The sequence below is a fragment of the Geodermatophilus africanus genome, from assembly GCF_900107105.1.
Lineage (GTDB): Bacteria > Actinomycetota > Actinomycetes > Mycobacteriales > Geodermatophilaceae > Geodermatophilus > Geodermatophilus africanus.
In genome coordinates, this window is the sequence record NZ_FNOT01000009.1 from 138,812 (window position 1) to 161,645 (window position 22,834).

General features: G+C 75.4%; 23 protein-coding genes. 7 read left to right on the top strand and 16 right to left on the bottom strand.

Going from position 1 to position 22,834, the window contains the following annotated elements; genetic code table 11:
• The first annotated feature begins 13 nt into the window (after positions 1 to 13).
• On the top strand, positions 14 to 976 hold the full coding sequence (gene coaA, locus BLW63_RS16850; protein WP_091158727.1) for a type I pantothenate kinase: 963 nt from the start codon (positions 14 to 16) through the stop codon (positions 974 to 976).
• 527 nt (positions 977 to 1,503) lie between these two features.
• On the opposite strand, the gene gcvP is transcribed toward coaA, so the two are convergent.
• The 12 genes from gcvP to BLW63_RS16910 all read right to left on the bottom strand — a co-directional run bounded on the left by gcvP (position 1,504) and on the right by BLW63_RS16910 (position 13,445).
• On the bottom strand, positions 1,504 to 4,515 hold the full coding sequence (gene gcvP, locus BLW63_RS16855) for an aminomethyl-transferring glycine dehydrogenase (RefSeq protein WP_091158730.1): 3,012 nt from the start codon (positions 4,513 to 4,515) through the stop codon (positions 1,504 to 1,506).
• A gap of 146 nt (positions 4,516 to 4,661) precedes the next feature.
• Positions 4,662 to 5,234 (bottom strand): MerR family transcriptional regulator, encoded by a 573-nt coding sequence (locus BLW63_RS16860; RefSeq protein WP_091158731.1) that lies wholly within the window; start codon positions 5,232 to 5,234, stop codon positions 4,662 to 4,664.
• A 389-nt stretch (positions 5,235 to 5,623) separates the two neighbouring features.
• Positions 5,624 to 6,115 carry a bifunctional nuclease family protein gene (locus tag BLW63_RS16865; protein ID WP_091158734.1) on the bottom strand — a complete coding sequence of 164 codons (492 nt, stop codon included), beginning with the start codon at positions 6,113 to 6,115 and terminating at the stop codon, positions 5,624 to 5,626.
• A gap of 122 nt (positions 6,116 to 6,237) precedes the next feature.
• Positions 6,238 to 6,963, bottom strand: coding sequence for a transcriptional regulator FtsR (gene ftsR / locus BLW63_RS16870; protein ID WP_244522634.1), 726 nt, complete (start codon positions 6,961 to 6,963; stop codon positions 6,238 to 6,240).
• Positions 6,964 to 7,015: 52 nt separating this feature from the next.
• Positions 7,016 to 7,528, bottom strand: coding sequence for an oxoglutarate dehydrogenase inhibitor Odhl (odhI, locus tag BLW63_RS16875; RefSeq protein WP_091158736.1), 513 nt, complete (start codon positions 7,526 to 7,528; stop codon positions 7,016 to 7,018).
• A gap of 276 nt (positions 7,529 to 7,804) precedes the next feature.
• Positions 7,805 to 8,209: a glycine cleavage system protein GcvH gene (gcvH, locus tag BLW63_RS16880; RefSeq protein WP_091158739.1), complete on the bottom strand. Its 405-nt coding sequence runs from the start codon at positions 8,207 to 8,209 to the stop codon at positions 7,805 to 7,807.
• 45 nt (positions 8,210 to 8,254) lie between these two features.
• Positions 8,255 to 9,133, bottom strand: coding sequence for a DUF881 domain-containing protein (locus BLW63_RS16885; protein WP_091158741.1), 879 nt, complete (start codon positions 9,131 to 9,133; stop codon positions 8,255 to 8,257).
• Positions 9,130 to 9,462 (bottom strand): small basic family protein, encoded by a 333-nt coding sequence (locus BLW63_RS16890; protein WP_091158743.1) that lies wholly within the window; start codon positions 9,460 to 9,462, stop codon positions 9,130 to 9,132. Before BLW63_RS16890 ends, BLW63_RS16885 begins: the two co-directional genes overlap by 4 nt.
• A 2-nt stretch (positions 9,463 to 9,464) precedes the next feature.
• Positions 9,465 to 10,388: a DUF881 domain-containing protein gene (locus BLW63_RS16895; RefSeq protein ID WP_091158745.1), complete on the bottom strand. Its 924-nt coding sequence runs from the start codon at positions 10,386 to 10,388 to the stop codon at positions 9,465 to 9,467.
• Positions 10,385 to 11,035 carry a cardiolipin synthase ClsA gene (gene clsA / locus BLW63_RS16900; protein ID WP_211517139.1) on the bottom strand — a complete coding sequence of 217 codons (651 nt, stop codon included), beginning with the start codon at positions 11,033 to 11,035 and terminating at the stop codon, positions 10,385 to 10,387. Before clsA ends, BLW63_RS16895 begins: the two co-directional genes overlap by 4 nt.
• 134 nt (positions 11,036 to 11,169) lie before the next feature.
• Positions 11,170 to 13,239: an elongation factor G-like protein EF-G2 gene (locus BLW63_RS16905; RefSeq protein ID WP_091158748.1), complete on the bottom strand. Its 2,070-nt coding sequence runs from the start codon at positions 13,237 to 13,239 to the stop codon at positions 11,170 to 11,172.
• 5 nt (positions 13,240 to 13,244) lie between these two features.
• The gene (locus BLW63_RS16910) at positions 13,245 to 13,445 is read right to left on the bottom strand and encodes a DUF1918 domain-containing protein (RefSeq protein ID WP_091158750.1); all 201 of its coding nucleotides are present in this window, start codon (positions 13,443 to 13,445) and stop codon (positions 13,245 to 13,247) included.
• 123 nt (positions 13,446 to 13,568) lie between these two features.
• Between BLW63_RS16910 and BLW63_RS16915 the strand changes: the two genes are divergently transcribed.
• Positions 13,569 to 13,772 (top strand): hypothetical protein, encoded by a 204-nt coding sequence (locus BLW63_RS16915; RefSeq protein ID WP_091158753.1) that lies wholly within the window; start codon positions 13,569 to 13,571, stop codon positions 13,770 to 13,772.
• A 119-nt stretch (positions 13,773 to 13,891) separates the two neighbouring features.
• On the opposite strand, the gene BLW63_RS16920 is transcribed toward BLW63_RS16915, so the two are convergent.
• Positions 13,892 to 14,860, bottom strand: a complete 969-nt coding sequence (locus BLW63_RS16920; protein WP_091158756.1) for an ATP-binding cassette domain-containing protein — start codon at positions 14,858 to 14,860, stop codon at positions 13,892 to 13,894.
• A 717-nt stretch (positions 14,861 to 15,577) separates the two neighbouring features.
• Complete coding sequence (locus tag BLW63_RS16925; protein WP_139263617.1) at positions 15,578 to 15,781, bottom strand: hypothetical protein; 204 nt, start codon at positions 15,779 to 15,781, stop codon at positions 15,578 to 15,580.
• A 287-nt stretch (positions 15,782 to 16,068) separates the two neighbouring features.
• Between BLW63_RS16925 and BLW63_RS16930 the strand changes: the two genes are divergently transcribed.
• Positions 16,069 to 16,332, top strand: coding sequence for a hypothetical protein (locus BLW63_RS16930; RefSeq protein WP_091158761.1), 264 nt, complete (start codon positions 16,069 to 16,071; stop codon positions 16,330 to 16,332).
• A 250-nt stretch (positions 16,333 to 16,582) separates the two neighbouring features.
• On the opposite strand, the gene BLW63_RS16935 is transcribed toward BLW63_RS16930, so the two are convergent.
• Both BLW63_RS16935 and BLW63_RS16940 read right to left on the bottom strand, forming a co-directional pair.
• On the bottom strand, positions 16,583 to 16,825 hold the full coding sequence (locus tag BLW63_RS16935; protein WP_091158764.1) for a hypothetical protein: 243 nt from the start codon (positions 16,823 to 16,825) through the stop codon (positions 16,583 to 16,585).
• A 186-nt stretch (positions 16,826 to 17,011) separates the two neighbouring features.
• Entirely contained in the window at positions 17,012 to 17,734 is a 723-nt protein-coding gene (locus BLW63_RS16940) for a GntR family transcriptional regulator (RefSeq protein WP_170856821.1), read from the bottom strand.
• 229 nt (positions 17,735 to 17,963) lie between these two features.
• Between BLW63_RS16940 and iolC the strand changes: the two genes are divergently transcribed.
• From iolC to iolD, 4 genes are all read left to right on the top strand, one after another.
• On the top strand, positions 17,964 to 18,926 hold the full coding sequence (iolC, locus tag BLW63_RS16945) for a 5-dehydro-2-deoxygluconokinase (protein ID WP_211517140.1): 963 nt from the start codon (positions 17,964 to 17,966) through the stop codon (positions 18,924 to 18,926).
• The gene (locus BLW63_RS16950; protein WP_091158769.1) at positions 18,919 to 19,842 is read left to right on the top strand and encodes a class I fructose-bisphosphate aldolase; all 924 of its coding nucleotides are present in this window, start codon (positions 18,919 to 18,921) and stop codon (positions 19,840 to 19,842) included. The genes iolC and BLW63_RS16950 overlap by 8 nt, the downstream gene beginning before the upstream one ends.
• Positions 19,843 to 19,953: 111 nt before the next feature.
• Positions 19,954 to 20,865, top strand: coding sequence for a 5-deoxy-glucuronate isomerase (iolB, locus tag BLW63_RS16955; protein ID WP_091158771.1), 912 nt, complete (start codon positions 19,954 to 19,956; stop codon positions 20,863 to 20,865).
• On the top strand, positions 20,862 to 22,811 hold the full coding sequence (iolD, locus tag BLW63_RS16960) for a 3D-(3,5/4)-trihydroxycyclohexane-1,2-dione acylhydrolase (decyclizing) (RefSeq protein ID WP_091158774.1): 1,950 nt from the start codon (positions 20,862 to 20,864) through the stop codon (positions 22,809 to 22,811). Before iolB ends, iolD begins: the two co-directional genes overlap by 4 nt.
• Positions 22,812 to 22,834: the final 23 nt, after the last annotated feature.

Below are 22,834 nucleotides of genomic sequence, written 5' to 3' on the forward strand. Positions count from 1 at the left end.
TGACAGGAGTGGGATGGGCGGCGTGACGGCCGCGGAACGGCCCCAGGTGTCGCCCTACGCGGTGTTCGACCGCGACTCGTGGCGGGCGCTCGCGGCGGGCGGCTCCCTGCCCCTCGACGCGGCCCAGCTGGAGTCGCTGGCCAGCCTCGGCGACCGGATCGACCTCGACGAGGTGGCGACGGTCTACCTGCCCCTCGCCGGGCTGCTGCGGCTGCACGTGGAGGCCAGCCGGAGGCTGTGGGCGGCCCGCAGCGAGTTCCTGGGCGACTCGACGGCCAAGGTGCCCTACGTCATCGCGGTGGCCGGCAGCGTCGCCGTCGGCAAGAGCACCACCTCCCGGCTGCTGCAGACCCTGCTGACCGCCGGCCCGGGCAGCCCGCGCGTCGACCTGGTCACCACGGACGGCTTCCTCCTGCCCAACGCCGAGCTCGAGGCCCGCGGGCTGCTCGGCCGCAAGGGCTTCCCGGAGAGCTACGACCGGCGGGCGCTGCTGCGCTTCCTCGCCGACGTGAAGTCCGGCCGCGGCCAGGTCAGCGCCCCGCTGTACGACCACCAGTCCTACGACGTCGTCCCGGGTCGCCGGCAGGTCGTCGACCGGCCCGACATCCTCGTGCTCGAGGGGCTCAACGTGCTGCAGGCCGGCCGCCGGGCCGACGGCCGGGCGCCCGAGGTCTTCCTCTCGGACTTCCTCGACTTCTCGGTCTACGTCGACGCCGCCGAGACCGACCTCCAGCGCTGGTACGTCGAGCGCTTCCTCGCCCTGCGGCGCACGGCCTTCGCCGACACCAGCGCCTACTTCCACCGCTTCGCGGGCCTGACCGACGAGCAGGCCCGCGAGACCGCGCTGGGCATCTGGGCGGCGGTCAACGGCCCCAACCTCCGCGACAACATCGCCCCGACCCGCTCGCGGGCCCGGCTGGTGCTGCAGAAGGCCGCCGACCACGAGGTGCGCCGGGTCCTGCTGCGCAAGATCTGACTTCGGTCTTTTGTCTACATGTGCGGTTGGAGCTGGCCGGGTTCGCTTGCCAGATGTTGGGGATAACGGTTGAGGGCGGGTACCGGGCCGGCTGCCTATCATGATCATGGGATTGTCGTCGCCCGCCGCGGCGCGTTCCCGCGTGTCGCCTGCGCCGGGCCCATGATCAACTCCGGCGCGGCCGGTGCCCACCCGCGGTTGATCACCGTCCCGCCGCCGACCACGGCCCCCATGCGCCCGGGGCCCGCGCCACGGGTGTCGGCCCGTCGTCGCCTGTGACGGGTGCTGCCGCGTCAGAGGCGACCACCGGAGCTCCCTGGACAGCTGTCCTTCCTCGCCCCCTCGCGCGGGCACCGCTCTAGAAGCAACCCTTTGTTGGGCATAACGGTAGAAGGTGAGACGCGCAGGAGCGGCGGCCCCGGTCCTCGACCGGCGCCGCTCGTCGGCACCGTCCGTGCCCCGGGCGGGTGCAGGCGCCGCGTCCCGCCCCGCCCGGCTCGCCGGGTGCCGCCCGCAGGCGGCGGTCGTCAGGCCTGCGCGCCCGCAGGGACGGCGTCGGCCGCCGTCCCGAGGTCGTCGGGGGCACCCTCCGCACGGTCCGGGACGTGCGCCGCCGGCCCCGGGGCCGACACGGGCTCGGCGAAGGCCTCCGGCGACGGGCACGAGCAGACCAGGTTGCGGTCGCCGTAGGCCTGGTCGACCCGGCGCACCGGTGAGAGGTAGCCGCGGCCCCGCAGCGCCGGCACCGGGTAGACGGCGGTCTCGCGCGGATAGGGCCGGTCCCACTCCCCCGCCACCATCGCGAGGGTGTGCGGGGCGTTGCGCAGCGGGTTGTCGGTGCGGTCGTACTCCCCCGTGGCGACCTTCTCGATCTCGGCGCGGATGGCGACCATCGCGTCGACGAAGCGGTCGAGCTGGCCCGTGTCCTCGCTCTCGGTCGGCTCGACCATCAGCGTGCCGGCGACCGGGAAGCTCATCGTCGGGGCGTGGAAGCCGAAGTCGACCAGCCGCTTGGCGATGTCGTCGTTGGTGACGCCGGTGGCCTTGGTCAGCGGCCGGATGTCGAGGATGCACTCGTGCGCGACGAGCCCCTCGGCGCCGGTGTAGAGCACGGGATAGTGCTCGCCCAGCCGGGCGGCGACGTAGTTGGCCGCCAGGATGGCGTGCTCGGTGGCCCGCAGCAGCCCGTCGGGGCCCATCAGCCGCAGGTAGGCCCACGAGATCGGCAGGATGCCCGCCGACCCCCACGGCGCGGCCGAGACCGCCGGGCCCTGGGTGCCGGTGTCCACCAGCGGGTGGCCGGGCAGGAACGGCACCAGGTGCTCCCGGACGCCGATCGGGCCGACGCCGGGGCCGCCGCCGCCGTGCGGGATGCAGAAGGTCTTGTGCAGGTTGAGGTGGCTGACGTCGGAGCCGAAGCGGCCGGGCTTGGCCAGGCCGACCATCGCGTTGAGGTTGGCGCCGTCGACGTAGACCTGCCCGCCGGCGTCGTGCACCGCCCCGCAGATCTCCTGGATGTCGGCCTCGAACACCCCGTGCGTCGACGGATAGGTGATCATGATCGCCGCCAGCCGGTCGGCGTGCTGGTCGACCTTCGCCCGCAGGTCGGCGACGTCGACGTTGCCCGCCTCGTCGCAGGCCACGACGACGACCCGCATGCCGGCCATGACCGCGCTGGCGGCGTTGGTGCCGTGCGCCGAGGACGGGATGAGGCACACGTCGCGGTGCGCCTCGCCGCGGGAGCGGTGGTAGCCGCGGATGGCCAGCAGCCCGGCGAACTCGCCCTGCGAGCCGGCGTTGGGCTGCACGCTGACCGCCGCGTAGCCGGTGACCTCGGCCAGCGCGGTGCACAGCTCGTCGATGAGCTGCCGGTAGCCGCGGGCCTGCTCGGTGGGGGCGAACGGGTGCAGCTGGGCGAACTCCGGCCAGGTGATCGCGGCCATCTCGACCGCCGAGTTCAGCTTCATCGTGCACGACCCCAGCGGGATCATCGTGCGGTCCAGCGCCAGGTCCTTGTCCGCCAGCGAGCGCAGGTAGCGCAGCAGCGCGGTCTCCGAGCGGTGCGCGGAGAAGACCGGGTGGGTCAGGAACGGGCTGCGGCGGCGCAGCTCGGCCGGCAGCGCGTCCGCACCGCCGTCGGCGAGCGACGCCCTGCCCTCGTCGGTCCTGTCCGCCGGGACGCCGAAGGCCTCCGCGACGGTGCGCAGGACCGCCACCGTCGTCGTCTCGTCGCAGGCCACGCCGACGGTGTCGGCGTCCACCAGCCGCAGGTTGACCCGCCGGTCGGCCGCGGCGGCGACCACCTCGGCGGCCCGCCCGGGCACCCGGGCGTGCACGGTGTCGAAGAAGCGGTCGTGGACGACGTCCAGTCCTCCGGCGCGCAGCCAGCCGGCCAGGGTCTGCGCGCTGCGGTGCACGCGTGCGGCGATCGTGGTCAGCCCCTCCGCGCCGTGGTAGACGGCGTAGGTGCCGGCCATGACGGCGAGCAGCACCTGGGCGGTGCAGATGTTGCTGGTCGCCTTCTCCCGGCGGATGTGCTGCTCGCGGGTCTGCAGGGCCAGGCGGTAGGCGACGTCGCCGTCGGCGTCGACCGAGACCCCGACGAGCCGGCCGGGCAGCTGCCGGGCCAGGCCCTCGCGCACCGAGAGGTAGCCGGCGTGCGGCCCGCCGTACCCCATGGGGACGCCGAAGCGCTGCGAGCTGCCGCAGGCGACGTCGGCGCCCCACTCCCCCGGCGCCTCCAGCAACGTCAGCGCCAGCAGGTCGGCGGCGACGACGACCGCGGCGCCGGCCTCGTGCGCGGCGGCGACCAGGGTCCGGTGGTCGCGGACGGCGCCGCTGGCCCCCGGATAGGACAGCAGCACGCCGAACGCGCCGGCGTCGGGCAGGTCGGTCGGCCAGCCGGCGGAGAGGTCGGCGACGTGCAGCCCGATGCCGAGCGGCTCGGCACGGGTGCGCAGGACGGCGAGGGTCTGCGGCAGCGTGTCCTCGTCGACGACGAACACCGCGTCGGCCGTGGCCCGTCCCGCGCGGCGCACCAGGGTCATCGCCTCGGCGGCGGCGGTGGCCTCGTCGAGCATGGAGGCGCCGGCGACCGGCAGGCCGGTCAGGTCGGCGACCATCGTCTGGAAGTTGATCAGCGCCTCGAGCCGGCCCTGGCTGATCTCGGGCTGGTACGGCGTGTAGGCGGTGTACCAGGCGGGGTTCTCCAGGATGGTCCGCTGGATGACCGCGGGCGTGACCGTGCCGGAGTAGCCCAGGCCGATCATGGAGGTGTAGACCTCGTTGGCCTCGGCGCGCTCGCGCAGCAGCCGCAGCACGGTGGACTCGTCGGCGGCCGGCGGCAGGTCCAGCGGCGTCCGGTCGCGCACCCCCTCGGGCACGCAGGCGTCGACGAGGGACTCCAGCGTCGGGTGGCCGACGGCGGCGAGCATCGCCTGCGTCTCGTCCGGTCGCGGGCCGATGTGCCGGTCGGCGAAGGACCCCGCGGGGTCCAGCGCGGCGAGTGCGGGCAGGGGCTCTGGGGCACGGTCCGCCATTACATCGACGCTACCAGCGGCTGAGCGGGCGGTGAGATCGGCGATCTCGTTCGGCTGCCGAGCTCCACACGTGCGAGATCGCCGAGGTCACCGACGGACGAACGAGGGCACCCGCGGCGCCGGTGCCCTCGTGTCGGGGGTCTCCCCTAAACGGCGGCGCGGCGGCGACGACGCGCGGCGAGCTCGTCGTCCGCGGTGTGCACCGGGGCGCCGTCGATGCGCTCGGCGGGCAGCTCGGCGAGCTCACCGGAGAGCTCGCGCAGCGCACCGGAGACGGCGATGCCGAAGACGCCCTGCCCGCCGGCGAGCAGGTCGACGACCTCCTCGGCGGAGGTGCACTCGTAGACGGTGGCGCCGTCGGAGAAGAGGGTGACGTTGGCGAGGTCCTTGATACCGCGGTTGCGCAGGTGGTCGACGGCCTTGCGGATGTTCTGCAGCGAGACGCCGGTGTCGAGCAGCCGCTTGACGACCTTGAGGACCAGGATGTCGCGGAACGAGTACAGCCGCTGGGTGCCCGAGCCGGTGGCGCTGCGCACCGACGGGGCGACCAGACCGGTACGGGCCCAGTAGTCGAGCTGCCTGTAGGTGATGCCGGCAGCGGCACACGCCGTCGGGCCGCGGTACCCGACGAGGTCGCTGTCGACCTCGTCGTAGGACGGCGCGCCCACGGCAGCGTCGCTGAAGAGCTGACCCTGGGAGCCGTTGCTCTGGTCGCTCACGTCAGCGTCCTCCTCTGCTCCCGCAGCTGCTGCCGCGGTCCCCCGCGGTGCGGACCGGGACTCGGGTCGCTGCAGGTCGGCTGCCGCGTCGGGTCGCAGGTGTCACACCGCTGTTGTTCGCCGACCGTAAGCCGGGCCCTGGGGTGGGTCAACTGAGGAGGGCGGCGTGTCGCAGCACTCACCCATCAGAGGGGTATCGGCGCACCGCGGCCGCCGCTTGAGCCGGAGGGCCATCGAACCCGCGTTCCCGTCACACCAGTCACACCCGCCCCGGCCGCCCCGGCCCTGGCCCCGTCCCGGGGTCGGCGCCGTCCGGAGGCGCACCCCGGGCCTGCGAGGGTGAGGGGACGTGGTCCGTCACGGAGGCGGTGGGACGAGGGGGTCCGCTCTCAGGCGGAGCCGCCGCCCGAGCCGGAGCCGGCGCCGAAGTCCTCCGGGGAGATCTGGTCGAGGAACTCGCGGAACTTCTCGACCTCGTCCTCCTGCTCGTCAGGGATCTCGATGCCGACCTCGTCGAGCAGCTCCTCGGCGCCGTAGATCGGGGCGCCGGTGCGGACGGCGAGCGCGACGGCGTCCGACGGGCGGGCGCTGACCACCCGGTCGTCGCCGAAGACCAGCTCGGCGATGTAGATGCCGTCGCGCATCTCGGTGATGTTGACCGCCTCCAGCGTCGCGCCGAGCACGCGCACGACCTCGCGCAGCAGGTCGTGGGTCATCGGCCGGGCCGGGCGCACGCCCTGCTGCTCGAAGGCGATCGCCGCCGCCTCGACCGCGCCGATCCAGATGGGGAGGTATCGCTCGCCCTGCGTCTCCTTGAGCAGCAGGATGGGCTGGTTCCCGGGCAACTCGACTCGGACGCCGACGACTCTGAGTTCCTGCACGGTGGGACTCCCTCAGCTGCGGCCCGGGAACGGGCGGTGGATCGGGACGGGCGGCTGGTGGACGGCGGGTCGGCGCCGGGGCCGTGGACTCAGTGCCCGGCCCCGACCACGGTACGCCCGAGTCAGGGGCGCAGGAGATCCCGCAGGCGTGCCTCCAGCAGCGCACCGTGCAGCTGGGCGGAGAGGGCGGCGAGCTCGCGGAGCTTCTCGGTGGCCCGGTTGCGGGCCTCCTCCGAGCGGGCCCGCAGCACCGGGGCGACCAGCTGCTCGACCAGCCCGGCCTCCCGCTCGGCGCCGTTCTGGTAGACCCGCAGGTGCCGCGGCTCGATGCCGTGGCGGGCCAGCCCCGCCGCCGCCCGCGCGATCGGCAGGTCGGCGGCCGGGTGCCGGCCGTCGGCGTCGGGGGTGAGCAGCCCGAACTGCACGCAGGCGGCCAGCTGCCCGGCCTCCAGCCCGGAGGCCCGCGCGAACTGCTCGCCGGTCAGGCTGCCGGTGTCGGTGTCCTCCTCGGGCGGCGGCGCGGCCGGGGGCGTGCTGCCGGGCAGCGGCTCGCCCCGGTCGAGCGCCTCGAGGTGCTCCTTGATGACCCGCAGCGGCAGGTACCGGTCGCGCTGGGCGGCCAGCACGTACCGCAGCCGGGCCACGTCGGCCGAGGAGAACTTCCGGTACCCCGACGGCGTGCGCTGGGGGTGCACCAGGTCCTCGGACTCGAGGTACCGGATCTTGCTGATCGAGACGTCGGGGAAGTCCTCGCGCAGCACGTTGAGCACCTCGCCGATGGTCAGGCGTGGCGCGTGCCGGCCGTCGGGCTCCCCGGCCGCGTCGGCGCGCGAGGGCACCGCGTTCACGCCGCCGTCCGTGCCGTCGGCACCGTCCCCGTCCCCGTGGCCGCGCGCCGGATCACACGCCGGCGGGCTCGCCCGTGCGCGGACCGGTCAGGTAGACGAGGCGGAACTTGCCGATCTGGACCTCGTCGCCCCCGGCCAGCGTCGCGACGTCGACCGGCTCGCGGTTGACGTAGGTGCCGTTGAGGCTGCCGACGTCGTGCACGGAGAAGCCGCCACCCTCGCGGTGGAACTCCACGTGCCGGCGGCTGACGGTCACGTCGTCGAGGAAGATGTCGCTGTCGGGGTGCCGGCCGGCGGTGGTGACGTCCTGGTCGAGCAGGAAGCGGCTGCCGGCGTTCGGGCCGCGCTTGACGACGAGCAGGGCCGAGCCCGCAGGCAGCGACTCAACCGCGCCGGCGTGGGCGTCTGCCTCGGTGACCTCGGGCGTCTCCGCGGAGTCCTCGCCACCCACCTTGGGGATGACGCTGGTGGACTCGCCGATCCGCTCCTGGGACAGCGCCGCACCGCACTGCGCGCAGAAGCGACTGCCCTCGGGGTTGTTGTGGCCACAGCGAGTGCAGTGCACGTCTGTCTCCTCCGGTGCAGGGGGTGGCACCGCCGCGGACCTGGGATGTGGCCGCGGGCGGCCGGCGGACGGCGGGCCGGACGGCCCGTCGCGGGTCGGTCGCCGCGTCGAGCGCGGCGGGCCGTGGGTCATGGAACCAGCGGCCGACCCGAGGGTCAACCGAACGTACAGGGTGAGGCTCAGCGGTCACTCGGCGGGCTCCGCGGCGCCCCGGACGGCAGCATAGTGACCGGTGCCGGGGCCTGGGGGGCGGCTGGTGCGGACCCGCCGCGCGGGTCAGCTCGCGTCCACCAGGGCCTGGTAGGCGGCCGCGTCCATCAGCTCCGCGGTCGGGTCGCTGCCCTCCCCCGCGACGGTGATCTCGACCAGCCACCCGGCCCCGTAGGGGTCGGCGTTGATGGTGTCGGGCGCGTCGGTGAGGGCCTCGTTGACCGCGGCGACGACGCCGGCGACGGGCGCGTAGACGTCGGAGACCGACTTGGTCGACTCGACCTCGCCGATCGCGTTGCCGGGCGTGACCTCGGTGCCGACCTCGGGCAGCTGGACGAAGACGATGTCCCCCAGCGCGTCCTGGGCGTGGTCGGTGATGCCGACCCGCACGACGGCGCCCTCGCCCCCACCCGGCTGCAGCAGGGCCCACTCGTGCTGCTCGGTGTAGCGGCGGTCGTCGGGCGTGGTCATGCGGCGGCTCCTCGTCGGGGACGGAGGCGGGGGTCCGGCACGGCGTCAGTCGCCGGCGTCGGTGTCGGGCTGAGCGTATTGAGGCCGGTCCAACTGCCGCAACGCGTCGACGACGACGGTCTCGGACTGCTCGATGTCGACGGTGCCGCCCTGGCGGCCGACCCGGTCGACGACGCCGCCGGGGATGTTCATCGCCGTCTCCAGGTCCTGCGGCGAGCCGATGACCCGGATCTCGTAGGGGCTGTCGACCTCGCTGCCCTCGACCCGCAGTTGCCCGGGCTCGCCGGTGACCGCCGTCGACACCCCGACACGGACCCCGTCGATCTGCATCGTCTCCGCGCCGGCGCCGCGCAGCTCCTGGACGGCGTCGAGCAGGTCGGCGACGCGCACCCGGCCCTCCGGGTCGCGGATGATCATGAGCAGCCCCGGGCCCTGGGCGGCGACGGTGCCGTTGAGGATGCCCAGGGCCTCGGCGCGCTCCTGGGTCTCCTGCAGCGCGGCCGCGGACTGGCTGTCGTCGCTGTTGAGCTGGCGCAGCGCGGTCCGCTGGTCGGCGATCTGCGCGCGCAGCCGGTCCTCGCGGGCGTCGAGGTCGTCGAGGATGCGGACGAGGTCCTCCTCGCGGAGGGCCGAGTAGTCCTCCCCCGTCCCGGTGGTGCGCACCTGGACGGCGAAGGCGAACCCGAGCAGCAGGGTGAGGACGCCGATCAGCGCGGCGGCCAGCGGGTCGCGCCGGCGGCGGAGCCGCGCCAGCGGCCCGAGGGCGGCGGGTTGCTCGGGCGGGGACGCCGGGGGTGCGGCCTCCGCGGCGGGCGGCCCGGGGTCGGCGACGGGCGCCTCCTCCGGCGGCGGGGCCGGCCGGGCGCCGGCGCCGTCGTCGGGCGCCTCGTCGGGCCCGGGACCCGGGCGTGGCTGCTCGCTCATGCCCGGAACACGTGCCGGCGGATGGCCGCGGCGTTGCCGAAGATGCGGATGCCGAGGACAACGACCACCGCGGTGGACAGCTGCGCGCCGACGCCGAGCTGGTCGCCGAGGAACACCACGAGCGCGGCGACCACGACGTTGGACACGAACGAGATGACGAACACCTTCGCGTCGAAGATCCCGTCGAGGCGGGCACGGAAGCCGCCGAAGACCGCGTCGAGGGCGGCGACCACGGCGATCGGCAGGTAGGGCTGCAGCCACAGCGGCACGGTGGGGTCGAACAGCAGGCCGAGCGCGATGCCGATGGCCAGGCCGAGGATGGGGATCACGGTCAGCCCCCCGGCGCGGGCTCGGGGGCCGGGGCGGGCGGCACCTCGGACACCGGGACGGCCGAGCGGAGCTCGGGTGGGCTCCCGACGGGCAGGGACAGCTCGTCCTCCTGGGCGAACTCGAAGCGCAGTCCGTAGGTCTCGGAGATGACGGCGAGCGCGCCGACCTCGGGGCTGGCGAGGAACCGGCCGCGCAGCGTGGCGGGGTCGCCGACCGCGCTCACCAGGTAGGGGTTGGTGACCGGCCGGAAGTCGACGAGGACCGCCTCGCCGGCGAAGCGGATCGCCGTCGTCGGCCCGAGCCGCTGGCCGTTGATGCTGACCGCCTCGGCGCCGGCCGCCCAGAGCGCGTTGACCACCAGCTGCAGGTCGCCGTCGCGCACCTGCCCCCGGGGGTCGGCCTCCGCCGTCCCGCCGACCGGGTCCTCGTCGGCGTCGGGCTCGGCGTCGGCGAGGGTGACCAGCAGGCCCGGGCCGCTCACCGGGAGCGCCCCGGCGGCGAGCTCGGCGTCCTCGAGCCGGTCGAGGGCGCGCTGCCCGACGACGGTGGCGGCGAGCGCGGCGTCGCGGGCGGCGGTGACGTCGGCGCGCAGCGCCTCGAGGTCGGCGGCGAGCCCGTCGGTGGTCTCCGACTCCCCCTCGACCTCGGCGACCAGCGTCGCGCGCACCTGCTCGCGGCCCTGGGCGCCGGCCGCGGCCTGGTCGTAGGTGACCGCGAGCAGGACGCCGGCGACGGCCATCACCGCGGCGACGGCCGGTGCCCCCCGGCTCCACCGCCGGGGCGGCGGGGCCGGTTCCCCCGCGGCGCGCGCCTCCCTGGCCCGGGCGGCCTGGGCGTAGGCGGGGTCGAGGGTCTCGGCCAGCACCTGGTCGAGCAGCGAGGCGCCCAGCGAGCGTGGTCCCCCGCCGCGCTGCACCGTGGTCACGGCGCGGCCCCGGCCGACCGGTCGGCCCGGACCAGCCCGGCGACCTGGACGACGTAGAAGACGCCGGCGAGGAGGTAGAGGGCGCTGCCCCACACGGTCAGCGCCCATGCCACGGGCGCCGTGACGGCCGCGACCGGGCCGTCGCCGTCGGCGAGCAGCAGCAGCGGGAAGGCGTAGAGCAGGATGAACGTGGCCGCCTTGCCCAGGTAGTGCACCTGCAGCGGCGGGTAGCCGTGGGCGCGCAGCACCATGAGCGCCAGGCCCAGCACCAGCTCGCGGCCGACCAGGACGGCGACCAGCCACAGCGGGACGACGTCGCGCAGCACGAAGGCGATCAGCGTGGCGACGATGTAGAGCCGGTCGGCGGCCGGGTCGAGCAGCGCCCCCAGCCGGCTGGACTGCCCCAGCGCCCGGGCCAGCTTGCCGTCGGCCCAGTCGGTGGCGCCGGAGACCATGAGCACGACCACGGCCCAGCCGTCGGCCTGCGGCCCGAGCAGCAGCCACAGGAACAGGGGCACGCCGAGCAGCCGCAGCACCGAGAGCGCGTTGGGCAGCGTCCAGACCCGGTCGGGCAGCACGTTGCGGTCGGACACCACCGACGCCCGCCGGGCCGAGGCTGCGGCCGACGGCCCGTTGGACGACGTCACGACACCTCCGCACCCGCTGGACACCGGCTCCCGAGGCTAGTGTCCCGCGCCGACACTCCCCGGGGGGGCGCACCGGCAGCCCACGGCCACCCCCCGCCGCTCGCAGGCTCGCGGGGGGCAGGGGGGTCCTTTCGTCAGGCCGGGACGGCGGTGAGCGACGCGGGCGCCGGTTCGTACCCCAGCGGGCGGCGGGTGAAGCTGCCGGTGCCGTGGGAGACCGAGCGCAGCGCCCCGGCGTAGCCGAGCAGCTCGACCTCGGGCACCTCGGCGCGCACCGTCGTCCGGTCGCGCTCGGGGTCGGCGTCGCTGCCGGTGACCCGCGCCCGCCGTCCGGACAGGTCGCTCATCACGGCACCGACGTACTCCCCCGGCACCGCCACCTGCACCTCGCACCACGGCTCGAGCACCCGGGTGCCGGCCGCCCCGGCCGCTTCGCGCAGCGCCAGCGCGCCGGCGGCCTGGAACGCCGCGTCGGAGGAGTCGACCGAGTGCGCCTTGCCGTCGACGAGGGTGACGTGGACGTCGACGATCGGGCGGTCGCCGCTGACGCCGCGCTCGGCCTGGGTCCGGATGCCCTTCTCCACGCTGCCGTGGAACTGGCTGGGCACGGTGCCGCCGACGATGCGCTGCTCGAAGACGACGCCGGAGCCGGGCGGCCCGGGCTCGGCCTCGACCACCACGACCGCGTACTGGCCGTGCCCGCCGGACTGCTTGACGTGCCGGCCGGTGACCCGCGCCGACCCGGCGAGGGTCTCCACCATGGGCACCCGCACCGGGACGGTGTTGACCGCGACGCCGTGCCGGGTGCGCAGCCGTTCCAGCAGCACCTCGGTGTGCGCCTCCCCGACGCACCAGAGCAGCAGCTGCCCGGTGTCGGGACGGCGCTCGAGCCGCACCGTCGGGTCCTCGGCGACCAGCCGGGACAGGGCCGTGGCGAGCCGGTCCTCGTCGGCCCGGGACGCGGCCTCCACCGCGACCGGCAGCTGCGGTGTGGGCAGGTCCCACGGCGGGACCAGCCGCGGGTCGTCGGTCGAGGAGAGCGTGTCGCCGGTCTCGGCCGCGGTGAGCCGGGCGACGGCGCAGATGTCGCCCGCCGGGCAGGCCCCGACCGGGCGGAGGGTCGCGCCCAGCGGCGAGCTCACCGCGCCGATCCGCTCGTCGACGTCGTGGTCGGGGTGCCCGCGGTCGGCCATGCCGTGCCCGGAGACGTGCACCGGGGTGTCCGGCCGCAGCGTGCCGGAGAAGACACGGACCAGGGAGACGCGGCCGAGGTAGGGGTCGGTCGTCGTCTTGACCACCTCGGCGACCAGCGGGCCGTCCGGGTCGCAGGACAGCGGCGGCGCCGGCCTGCCGTCGGGGCGGGTGACCGGCGGGCAGCCGTGCTCCATCGGGCACGGGAAGCCGTTCACCAGCAGGTAGAGCAGCGAGTCGAGGCCGACGCCCTGGAGCGGGGCGGCGCAGAGCACGGGGTGGAAGTGGCCGCGCGCGACCGCGGTCTCCAGGTCGCTCATCAGGTCGCCCTGGACCAGCTCGTCGCCGGCGAGGTAGCGCTCCATGAGCGCCTCGTCCTCGCTCTCGCCGATGATGCCCTCGATCAGCTCGCTGCGGAGCCGGTCGGCGTCCGGGGCCTCGGCGCCGGGCTGCAGCAGGTTGACCACCCCGGAGACGCTGCCGTCCGGGCCGCGGTCGACGAGGTGGACGGGGTAGACGCCCGTGCCGAGCATCGTCTGGCACAGCCGGACGGTCTCCTCGACGTCGGCCCGGGCGCGGTCGAGCTGGGTGATGACCACCGCGCGCGGCATGCCGACCGCCGCGCACTCCTCCCACAGCTGCACGGTGCCCGCGTCGACGCCGTTGACCGCGGAGACGACGAAGAGCGCGGCGTCGGCCGCGCGCAGCCCGGCCCGCAGCTCGCCGACGAAGTCCGGGGAGCCCGGGGTGTCGAGCAGGGTGATGCGGTGCCCGTCGTGCTCGACGGTGGCCACGCCGAGCGAGACCGAGCGCTGCTGGCGGACCTCCACCTCCTCGCTGTCGAGGCAGGTGGTGCCGTCCTCGACCCGGCCGGCGCGGGTCAGCGTGCCGGTGGCGACCAGCAGCGCCTCGGCGAGGGTGGTCTTGCCCGCGGCCGCGTGGCCCACCAGGGCCACGTTCCGGACCTTGTCCGCCGGCCGCGGGCCGGGTGCGGCGACGGTCTCCTTGGCCACGCCGCTCAGCCGTTCGCCGGCTCGGGGACGACGGCGCAGGTCCCAGCGGCCGGGTGGAAGACGCCGGTGTGCCCGTCGGGGTCCCACCGGACGACGTAGGGCGGCCCCCCGCCCTCTCCCCTCACCTCGAGCACCCTGCCGGTGCGCTCGGGCTCTCCCTGGTGTGTCGACCGGACGACGATCCGGTCACCGACGCGTGCTTCCACGACGACCTCCTGGCGGCTGGCCCCGTTGTGTGCTGTGGGTCACAGCCTGCTCCCGGCGGCGGGGCCGATCAAGGGACCGCGCCCCGTCGGCCGCGATCGGTCCGCGACGCCCATGCTGAGGGCATGACGGGCCCCGCCCACGCCGCCGGCCGTGACCAGGAGAGCGGGCTGGCCCACGCCGTCCCGAGGGAGGCCGCCGACGGCCCGCCGCCGTGGGTGGCGGTCTGCGGCACGCCGGTCGCCGTCGTGCAGGGCAGCTGGGCCGGGCGGCGCGGCCTGGGCTCGGCGGCGGTCTGCCGGGAGTGCGCCCGGCGGGCCACCGCCTGACGGCGGCGGGCCCCGGGTCGTCGCGGCCGGTTCTCCCTCGACCGCGTCGTTGTCGCGCCAGTTGGGGATAACGGTCGACTGGCGGACGTGCGGCGGCACGGCACCGAGGGGCGGGCAGGTCAGCCGGTCGGTGCCGCGACGGCGGCGCGCACCGGTCCCGGTCGCGGGGCGGGCGGCGCGCCGGCGGGCGGTGCCGGCACAAGCAGGGCGACCACCCGCCAGCACCCGTCGAGGCCGGCCGTCGAGTGGGTGACGAGGACGACCGTGCGGTCCTGGGCGGCCAGCAGGTCGAGCAGCGCGCCGGCGGCCGCGGCGTCGAGGTGGGCGGTGGGCTCGTCGAGCAGCAGCACGCGCGCCGGACTGAGCAGGGCGCGCGCGACGCCGACGCGGGCCCGCTCCACCGCCGAGAGGCGCTCGCCGGACTCCCCCACCCAGCCGTGCAGCCCGACGGTCCCCAGCAGGCCGGCCAGGCCGACGTCGCGCAGGACGGCCTGCAGGTCCGCCTCGCTCGCGTCGTCCCGGGCGAGACGGAGGTTGCCGGCCAGCGTGCGGCCCAGCACCTGCGGGCTCTGGGCCGCCCAGGGCGACCGCGCGCGGACATCGGCGAGGGCCAGGGCGCGCAGGTCGGCGCCGCCGAGCGTGACCCGGCCCCGGTCGGGGTCGAGGGCGCGCAGCAGCAGCGCGAGGACGCTGCTCTTGCCGGCTCCGCTCGGGCCGGTCAGGCACACCCTCTCCCCCTCGGCCACCGCCAGGTCGACGTCGGTCAGCGCCAGCCGCCGGGCCCCGCGGTGGGTCAGGGTGACCGACTCCAGCCGCAGCGCCGAGCCCGACGGCGGGGGCAGCGGGGCCGCCGGGTCGGTGACCGCCGGCGGCTGCTCCCCGAGGGCCCGGACCCGATCGGCCGCCGCCCGGATGCCGCCGGCGGCGCTCCAGGCCGCACCGAGCCCACCCACCGCCTCGAAGGCGCCGAGCACCCCGAGGGCGCTCGCGGCCAGCAGCACCGGGTCGGTCGCGCCGGTGGCGACGTCCCACCCGACGAGCCACAGCGCCGCCCCGACGCCGAGCGCGGGGACCGCCTCGCGCAGCACGGTGGTGACGGCGAGCAGCCCCGCGGTGGCCCGCTCGGCCGCCTCCTGCCGCCGCAGCGAGTCCTCCAGGACGCCGAGGGCGCGGGCGCCGCCGTCCCCGCCGGCGTGGTCGGCCAGTCCGCGCAGCAGGTCCAGGGTGTCGCTGCGCAGGCGGCGCCGGCCTCCCCCGCGGCGACCGCGGCGCGCCGTCCCGCCACAGCAGCCCCGCCACCGGGACGAGGACGCCGAGCAGCAGGAGGGCGGCCGCGAGGACGGCGGCCAGCGGCGCCGAGACGAGCGCGGTCAGGGTCACCGCGACGCCGCCGGCGACCACGGCCACGGCGGTGGGCGCCACGAGGCGGAGGAACACCCCCTGCAGTTCGTCGACGTCCGCGCGGACCCGGGCCAGCAGGTCCCCGCCCCGCGCGCCGATGAGCGCGGCGGGCGCCAGCGGCACCGGCCGGGCCAGCAGGTCGGCGCGCACCCGCACCACCAGGCGCAGCGTGAGGTCGTGCGAGACCAGCCGCTCGGCGTAGCGCAGCGCGGCGCGGGAGACGCCGAACAGCCGCACGCCCGTGATGAGCGGCATCAGCACCAGCAGCGTGGCCGGCCGCTGCGCGGCGCCGCTGATCAGCGCGCCGGAGGTCGCCAGCAGGGCCGCGCCGCTGAGCACGGTGAGGGCGCCGAGCGCGACGGCGAGCGCCGTCCGGGCCGGCGGCAGCCGCCGCAGGACCTCCCTCACCGGAGGGCGGCCGCGCCGCGGACGGCGCCGTCCTCGATCGTCACGACCCGGTCGTGCAGGGCCAGCAGCGCCGCCCGGTGGGTGACGGTCAGGACGGTCCGCCCGGCGGCCAGGGCGTCGAGCGCGGCGAGAACCTCGGCCTCGCTGTCCGGGTCGAGCTGCCCGGACCCGGGGTGGCGCGTGGCTTGCGCGACGGTCACGGGCGCGAGGGGCGCCAGCCTGGCACGCAGCGGCCCGCCCGGCAGGAGGACCGGCCCCATCACTGCGACGCGGCGCCCGCGTGCTGGACTGCGTTGGGGATAACGGTAGCTCGGGTCGACGTCCTCCCGGCCGGGCGTTGGTACTGGGCCGTCCTGGACGAGGCCTCGGCGACCGGCGAGCGCGGGGTTGCCCGGCCGGGACCGGCGGTGTCCACTGGCGGCAGCCCGTCACCAGGCGTCCTCCGGGAGCGCCCCGGCGGGCTCCCCGCGGGCCGAGGAGACCGGAGATGGCGCACCGACCGAAGGGCGGACTCCAGGAGGAGCTGCTCCGCTACCTGCAGCCGCCGGTGCCCCGGCGGGCCGCGCTCGTCAGCGAGCGGGTAGCCCCCACTCTGGCCGGCATCGGCGAGGCGATGGCCGGCCGCCCGGCAGACGAGGTCCTGGCAGCGCTGGACGCCGCCGTCCGGCAGGCGGGTGCGACACCGGACCGGACGGCGCTGCGGGAGTTCGCCGCGCAGATCGAGGCGGGCGAGAACCCGTTCGAGGCCTGACGCCCCGGCGGTCGGTCGGCGGGGTTCGGCGCGCGACCGTCAGGCCCCATCCCGGGGCCCACCCTGCGCCTGCGAAGGGTGGGCAGGACGGGCGGCCCTCCTGCAGGGCCCCGCCGCGAGCCTGGTGACGTGCTGGAACGGCCCCGTCCCGGGCCCCGCCCTGAGCTCGCGAAGGGTGGGCAGGACGGGCGGCCCTCCTGCAGGGCCCCGCCGCGAGCCTGCGAGGGGCGGGGGGCAGGGGGTCCTTGTATCAGTGGGCGCGGAAGAGGTCCCGGCGCGCCTGGTGGACGAGGACGTCGGCGGTCTCGCTGTCGGCGACCCCGCGGCCGGCGATCAGCGCGGCGAGGTCGTCGCGGTCGCTGACCGTGGCGTAGTCGGCGAGCTCACGGGCGAGGGCGCGGGCGGCGCGGCGCTCGGCCCGGCGGCGGCGCAGCCAGTTCCCCGAGCCCAGGTCGGGAGTGGTGTTGGCGTAGGCGAATGCGGTGCCCTGCATGGCGGTCTCCGTGGTGTCGGACGAATGTCTGCACACCCATGATCGGCCGATTCGCTTGGCAATTCTCGCCCCGACGCTGTGAGTGTCCCCACGACGAGTCAGCAGAAGTGGCCGACGCCACCACCCGCGGGGCCGCCGACGTGGCACAGGTCATGCCGAGACCTCGTGGGGCCTGGCACGCCCGGCTCAGCGGCCGACGAGCGTCGTCTCGAAGTCGTAGCGCGAGGCGCGGTAGACGTGCCGGCCGTACTCGACGGCCACGCCCTGGTCGTCGAAGGCCGTCCGCTGCATCGTCAGCAGGGCCGACCGCGGCGGCTCGTCGAGCAGCCGGGCCTCGTCGGCCCGGGCCAGCCGCGCGCCGATGCGCTGGTGGGCGACCCGCAGGTGCACGCCGTGGGCCCGCAGGTACTGGTAGAGCCCGTGTTCGGTCAGGTCCTCGGTGGTCGGCTCGAACCGACCGGGCAGGTGGTTGGTAAGCAGCGCGAGCGGCTCCCCCCGTGAGCGGCGCAGCCGCCGCACCACGACGATCTCGTCCCCCTCGGCCACGTCCAGCTCCTCGGCCACGTCGGGTGGGGCCGGGAGCCGCTCCAGGGAGAGGACCTCGGTCGTCGGTGCCTCCCCGGACCGGGAGAGGTCGTCGTACAGGCTGGTCAGCTCGACCGAGCGGCGCACGTGCGGCTGGATGACCTGGGTGCCCACGCCGCGCTTGCGGACCAGCAGCCCCTTGTCGACCAGCTCCTGCACCGCCCGGCGCACCGTCGGGCGCGAGAGCCCGTAGCGCTGGGCCAGCAGGATCTCGTTCTCCAGCCGGGAGCCGGCCGGCAGGGCCCCACCTGTGATCGCACTCTCGATGGCCTGGGCCAGCTGGAAGTACAGCGGCGTGGGGCTGGAGCGGTCGATGTCGAACATCAGCACAGGGGCCTCCTCGGCTGCGGGGCCACGTGGGCTCGGCCGGTGACGGGCGTCCGCGCAGACATGATCGCACCTCAGGACGTCCTGTCGTCCTCACCTCTTCGGGGGGCAGCCGACATCCGGGAATCCGTTTGCCTTTATGTCCTGACAAAGTCTTGACACGTCGTTGTGTCCCGGAGCACAGTCCCAGAGGACAGCCGGACGACGAGCAGGGGGACGGAGCACCGTGGCAGACACCCTCGAGATGGTGGTGATGGGCCGCAGCGGGGTCGACGTCTACCCGCTGCAGGTGGGCGTCGGACTGGAGGACGTCGAGACGTTCGGGAAGTTCCTCGGCGGCAGTGCGGCCAACGTCGCGGTCGCTGCGGCGCGCCTGGGCCACACCAGCGCCCTGGTGACCGGGGTGGGCGACGACCCCTTCGGCCGCTTCGTCCGCCGGGCGCTGCGCGACCTCGGCGTCGAGGACCGGTTCGTGGTGGTCGACCCGGCCCACCCCACGCCGGTCACCTTCTGCGAGATCTTCCCGCCCGACGACTTCCCGCTGTACTTCTACCGCCGGCCGGCCGCCCCGGACCTGCAGATCCGCCCCGAGGACCTCGACACCTCGGCCATCCGGGACGCCGAGCTGTTCTGGGCGACGGTGACCGGGCTGTCCGAGGAGCCCAGCCGGTCGGCCCACCACGCCGCGTGGGAGGCCCGGGGACGGCACCGGCACACCGTGCTCGACCTGGACTACCGGCCGGTGTTCTGGACGTCGCGGGAGGAGGCGAGCGAGCAGGTGCGGGCCGCGCTGCCGCACGTGACCGTCGCCGTCGGCAACCGCGAGGAGTGCGAGGTCGCCGTCGGGGAGACCGAGCCAGACCGGGCGGCCGACGCGCTGCTCGACGCCGGTGTGGAACTGGCGATCGTCAAGCAGGGCCCGCGTGGCGTCCTCGGCAAGACCCGCACCGAGCGGGTCGTCGTCCCGCCCACGCCTGTCGAGGTCGTCAACGGCCTCGGCGCGGGTGACGCGTTCGGCGGCTCCCTGTGCCACGGCCTCCTGACCGGGCTGCCGCTCGAGCGGATCCTGCGCAACGCCAACGCCGCCGGCGCGATCGTCGCCTCCCGGCTGGAGTGCTCCACCGCCATGCCGACCGCCGCCGAGATCGACCAGCACGTCACCGCCTCCCTGGAGAACACTCGTGTCTGACACCGCCCTGTCTCCCGCCGAGGTCATCGGCGCCCCGCCGGTGTGCACCTCCTATGCCGAGGTCACCGAGATCCGCAGCCGCGACCCGCAGGCCATCCGCCGGGCGCTGGCCGCCCGCCGCCGGCGGCCGACCTTCCTGCCCGAGGACGGGCGGCTGATGCTCGTCGCCGCCGACCACCCCGCCCGCGGCGCGCTCGCGGCGCAGGGGCGGCCCGCGGCGATGAACAGCCGCACCGACATGCTCGACCGGCTCCGGACCGCACTGGCCCGCCCCGGCGTGGACGGCCTGCTGGCCACCGCCGACGTCGCCGAGGACCTGCTGCTGCTCGGCGCGCTCGAGGACAAGGTCGTCGTGGCCTCGATGAACCGCGGCGGCCTGGCCGGCGCCAGCTTCGAGCTCGACGACCGGATGACCGGCTACGACGTCGCGGGCGTCGTCGAGGCCCGCTTCGACGCGGCCAAGATGCTCAACCGGATCGACCTGGACGACCCCGGCACGGTGCAGATGCTCGAGACCTCCGGCCGGGCGGTCACCGAGCTGGCCCGGGCGGGCATCGTGGCGATGCTCGAGCCGTTCATGTCCAGGCGGGTCGACGGCCGGGTCACCAACGACCTCAGCCCCGACGCGGTCATCAAGTCGGTGCACATCACGCAGGGCCTCGGCGCGACCTCGGCCTACACCTGGATGAAGCTCCCGGTGGTCGCCGAGATGGAGCGGGTCATGGACGCCACGACCCTGCCCACGCTGCTGCTCGGCGGCGACCCCTCCCGCCGGCCCGAGGAGACCTTCGCGCAGTGGCGCGACGCCCTCGCGCTGCCGGCGGTGCGCGGCCTGGTCGTCGGCCGGACCCTGCTGTACCCGCCGGACGACGACGTCGCTGCCGCGGTGGACACCGCGGTCGGCCTCGTGCACTGAAGAGGGACCCTGTCCTCCCCGTCCTTCGCACGCTGAGGGCCGGGTCCCGGGACGGGGCCACGGCCGGGCCCTCGTGAGGGCCGCCCTCCCCCTACCCCTGAGGAGCAGCCGATGACCGCGACCACCGAGTCGCTCTACCTGCCCGCCGGCAGTGCCGCCGCCGGCCCGTACGCCCTCGAGGTGACCCCGGAGTCCGCCGGGTGGGGGCACTCGAGCCTGCGGGTGCTCGAACTCCCTGCGGGCGGGAGCGCCACCCTGGAGACCGGTCCCGACGAGGTCCTCGTCGTCCCGCTCGAGGGTGGCGTCGCCGTCGAGTGCGACGGGGAGGTGCTGACCCTCACCGGTCGCAGCGGGGTGTTCGCCGGCCCGACCGACTTCGCCTACCTCCCGCCCGGGGCCACCGCGGAGCTGACCAGCCGCGGTGGGGGCCGCTTCGCCCTCTGCGGTGCCCGTGCCCGCCGGCGGCTGCCGATCCGCTACGTCCCGGCGGCCGACGTGCCGGTGGAGCTGCGCGGCGCCGGCCGGTGCAGCCGCCAGGTGAACAATTTCGCGTCCGCCGACGTCTTCGAGGCCGACGCGGTCATCGCCGTCGAGGTGATCACCCCGGGCGGCAACTGGTCGTCGTACCCGCCGCACAAGCACGACGAGAGCTCGGAGGTGGAGACCGAGCTCGAGGAGATCTACTACTTCGAGGTCGCGCCCGGGCCGGAGGGTCAGCCGGGCCTGGCCTACCAACGGGTCTACGGCACACCGGAGCGGCCCATCGACGTGCTGGCCGAGGTCCGCGACCGCGACGTGGTGCTCGTCCCCCACGGCTGGCACGGGCCGACGATCGCCGCCCCGGGCCACGACCTCTACTACCTCAACGTCATGGCCGGTCCCGGGGCCGAGCGGCTCTGGCGGATCGTCGACGACCCCGCGCACACCTGGATCCGCGGTACCTGGGCGGACGAGCCGGTCGACCCCCGCCTTCCTCTGCACTCCCCCGCCGGCACGGAGCAGGACGGAGCCCCCCGACCGTGAGCGAGCACCCCGCGTCGGCGCGGACCGAGACCGTGCGGCTCACCGTGTCCCAGGCCGTCGTCCGTTTCCTGGCGCAGCAGTACACCGAGCGCGACGGGCAGCGCCAGCGGCTGTTCGCCGGCTGCTTCGGCATCTTCGGGCACGGCAACGTCGCCGGCCTCGGCCAGGCGCTGCTGCAGGCCGAGATCGACGAGCCCGGCGCGCTGCCGTACGTGCTGGGCCGCAACGAGCAGGCCGTCGTGCACACCGCCGTCGCCTACGCCCGGGCGAAGGACCGGCTGCAGACCTGGGCGGTCTCCACCAGCGTCGGCCCCGGCTCGACCAACATGCTGACCGGCGCCGCGCTGGCGACCATCAACCGGCTGCCGGTGCTGCTGCTGCCCGCCGACACCTTCGCGACCCGCTCGGCCGGCCCGCTGCTCCAGGAGCTGGAGCGGCCCGAGAGCGGTGACGTGACCGTCAACGACGCCTTCCGCCCGCTGTCGCGCTACTTCGACCGGATCTGGCGGCCCGAGCAGCTGCCCGGCGCCCTGCTCGGTGCGATGCGGGTGCTCACCGACCCGGCCGAGACCGGCGCGGTCACCCTCTGCTTCCCGCAGGACGTGCAGGCCGAGGCGTTCGACTGGCCGGTGGAGCTGTTCGCCGAGCGCACCTGGCACGTGGGCCGGCCGCTGCCGGAGCCGGCCGCGCTGGCCCGCGCCGCCGAGGCGATCCGCTCGGCCCGCCGGCCGCTGGTCGTCGCCGGCGGCGGCGTCATCTACTCGCGGGCCACCGAGCAGCTGGACGCCTTCGTCTCGGCCACCGGCATCCCGGTCGGGCAGACCCAGGCCGGCAAGGGCGCCCTCCCCTACGACCACCCGCAGTCGGTCGGCGCCATAGGGTCCACCGGGACCACGGCGGCCAACGCGCTGGCCCGCGAGGCCGACCTCGTCATCGGGATCGGCACCCGGTACCAAGACTTCACCACCGCCTCGCACACCGCCTTCAACGACCCCGGCGTGCGGTTCGTCAACGTCAACATCGGCTCGATGGACGCCGTCAAGCACGCCGGGGTGGGCGTGCAGGCCGACGCCCGCGAGACGCTGACCGCGCTGACCGACGCCCTGGCGGGCTGGTCGGTCGACGACGCCTACCGGGCGCGCACCGCGGAGCTCGCCGCCGCGTGGGAGGCCACCGTCGAGGCCGCCTACCACCCGGAGGTGCCCAGCGCGGGCGAGGGTGGCCGGCTCACGCAGAACGAGGTCATCGGCATCGTCAACGAGGTCTCCGCCCCGCGGGACGTCGTGGTCTGCGCCGCGGGCTCCATGCCCGGCGACCTGCACAAGATGTGGCGGGTTCGCGACCGCAAGGGCTACCACGTGGAGTACGGGTACTCCTGCATGGGCTACGAGATCCCCGGCGGCATCGGCATCCGGATGGCCAGCTCCGACCGCGACGTCTTCGTGATGGTCGGCGACGGCGGCTACCTGATGATGCCGACCGAGCTGGTCACCGCCGTCCAGGAGGGCGTCAAGATCGTCGTCGTCCTGGTGCAGAACCACGGCTTCGCCTCGATCGGCGCGCTGTCGGAGTCCCTCGGGTCCCAGCGCTTCGGCACCCGCTACCGCTACCGGTCGGACTCCGGCCGGCTCGACGGCGACGTGCTGCCGGTCGACCTCGCCGCCAACGCCGCCAGCCTGGGCGTCGACGTCCTCGTCGCCCAGGACGGTCCGAGCTTCGAGGCGGCGCTGCGCAAGGCCAAGGCCAGCGACCGGACGACGGTCGTGCACGTCGAGACCGACCCGCTCGTCGACGCGCCGTCCAGCGAGTCGTGGTGGGACGTGCCGGTCAGCGAGGTCGCCACCCTGCGGAGCACCCGGGAGGCGCGCGCGGTCTACGACCGCTGGAAGGCCGCCCAGCGGCCCGCCTACCTCGCGCCGTCCGAGACCGGCACCACCCCGTCCTGATCCGTCCCTCCCTCCGGAAGAGA

Bases quoted from the DNA above. Each gene is read 5' to 3' on its own strand.
- coaA (WP_091158727.1), top strand. From the start codon at position 14: ATGGGCGGCGTGACGGCCGCGGAACGGCCCCAGGTGTCGCCCTACGCG.
- gcvP (WP_091158730.1), bottom strand. From the start codon at position 4,515: ATGGCGGACCGTGCCCCAGAGCCCCTGCCCGCACTCGCCGCGCTGGAC.
- gcvH (WP_091158739.1), bottom strand. From the start codon at position 8,209: ATGACCACGCCCGACGACCGCCGCTACACCGAGCAGCACGAGTGGGCC.
- BLW63_RS16885 (WP_091158741.1), bottom strand. From the start codon at position 9,133: ATGAGCGAGCAGCCACGCCCGGGTCCCGGGCCCGACGAGGCGCCCGAC.
- BLW63_RS16915 (WP_091158753.1), top strand. From the start codon at position 13,569: ATGACGGGCCCCGCCCACGCCGCCGGCCGTGACCAGGAGAGCGGGCTG.
- BLW63_RS16930 (WP_091158761.1), top strand. From the start codon at position 16,069: ATGGCGCACCGACCGAAGGGCGGACTCCAGGAGGAGCTGCTCCGCTAC.
- BLW63_RS16935 (WP_091158764.1), bottom strand. From the start codon at position 16,825: ATGCAGGGCACCGCATTCGCCTACGCCAACACCACTCCCGACCTGGGC.
- BLW63_RS16940 (WP_170856821.1), bottom strand. From the start codon at position 17,734: ATGTTCGACATCGACCGCTCCAGCCCCACGCCGCTGTACTTCCAGCTG.
- iolB (WP_091158771.1), top strand. From the start codon at position 19,954: ATGACCGCGACCACCGAGTCGCTCTACCTGCCCGCCGGCAGTGCCGCC.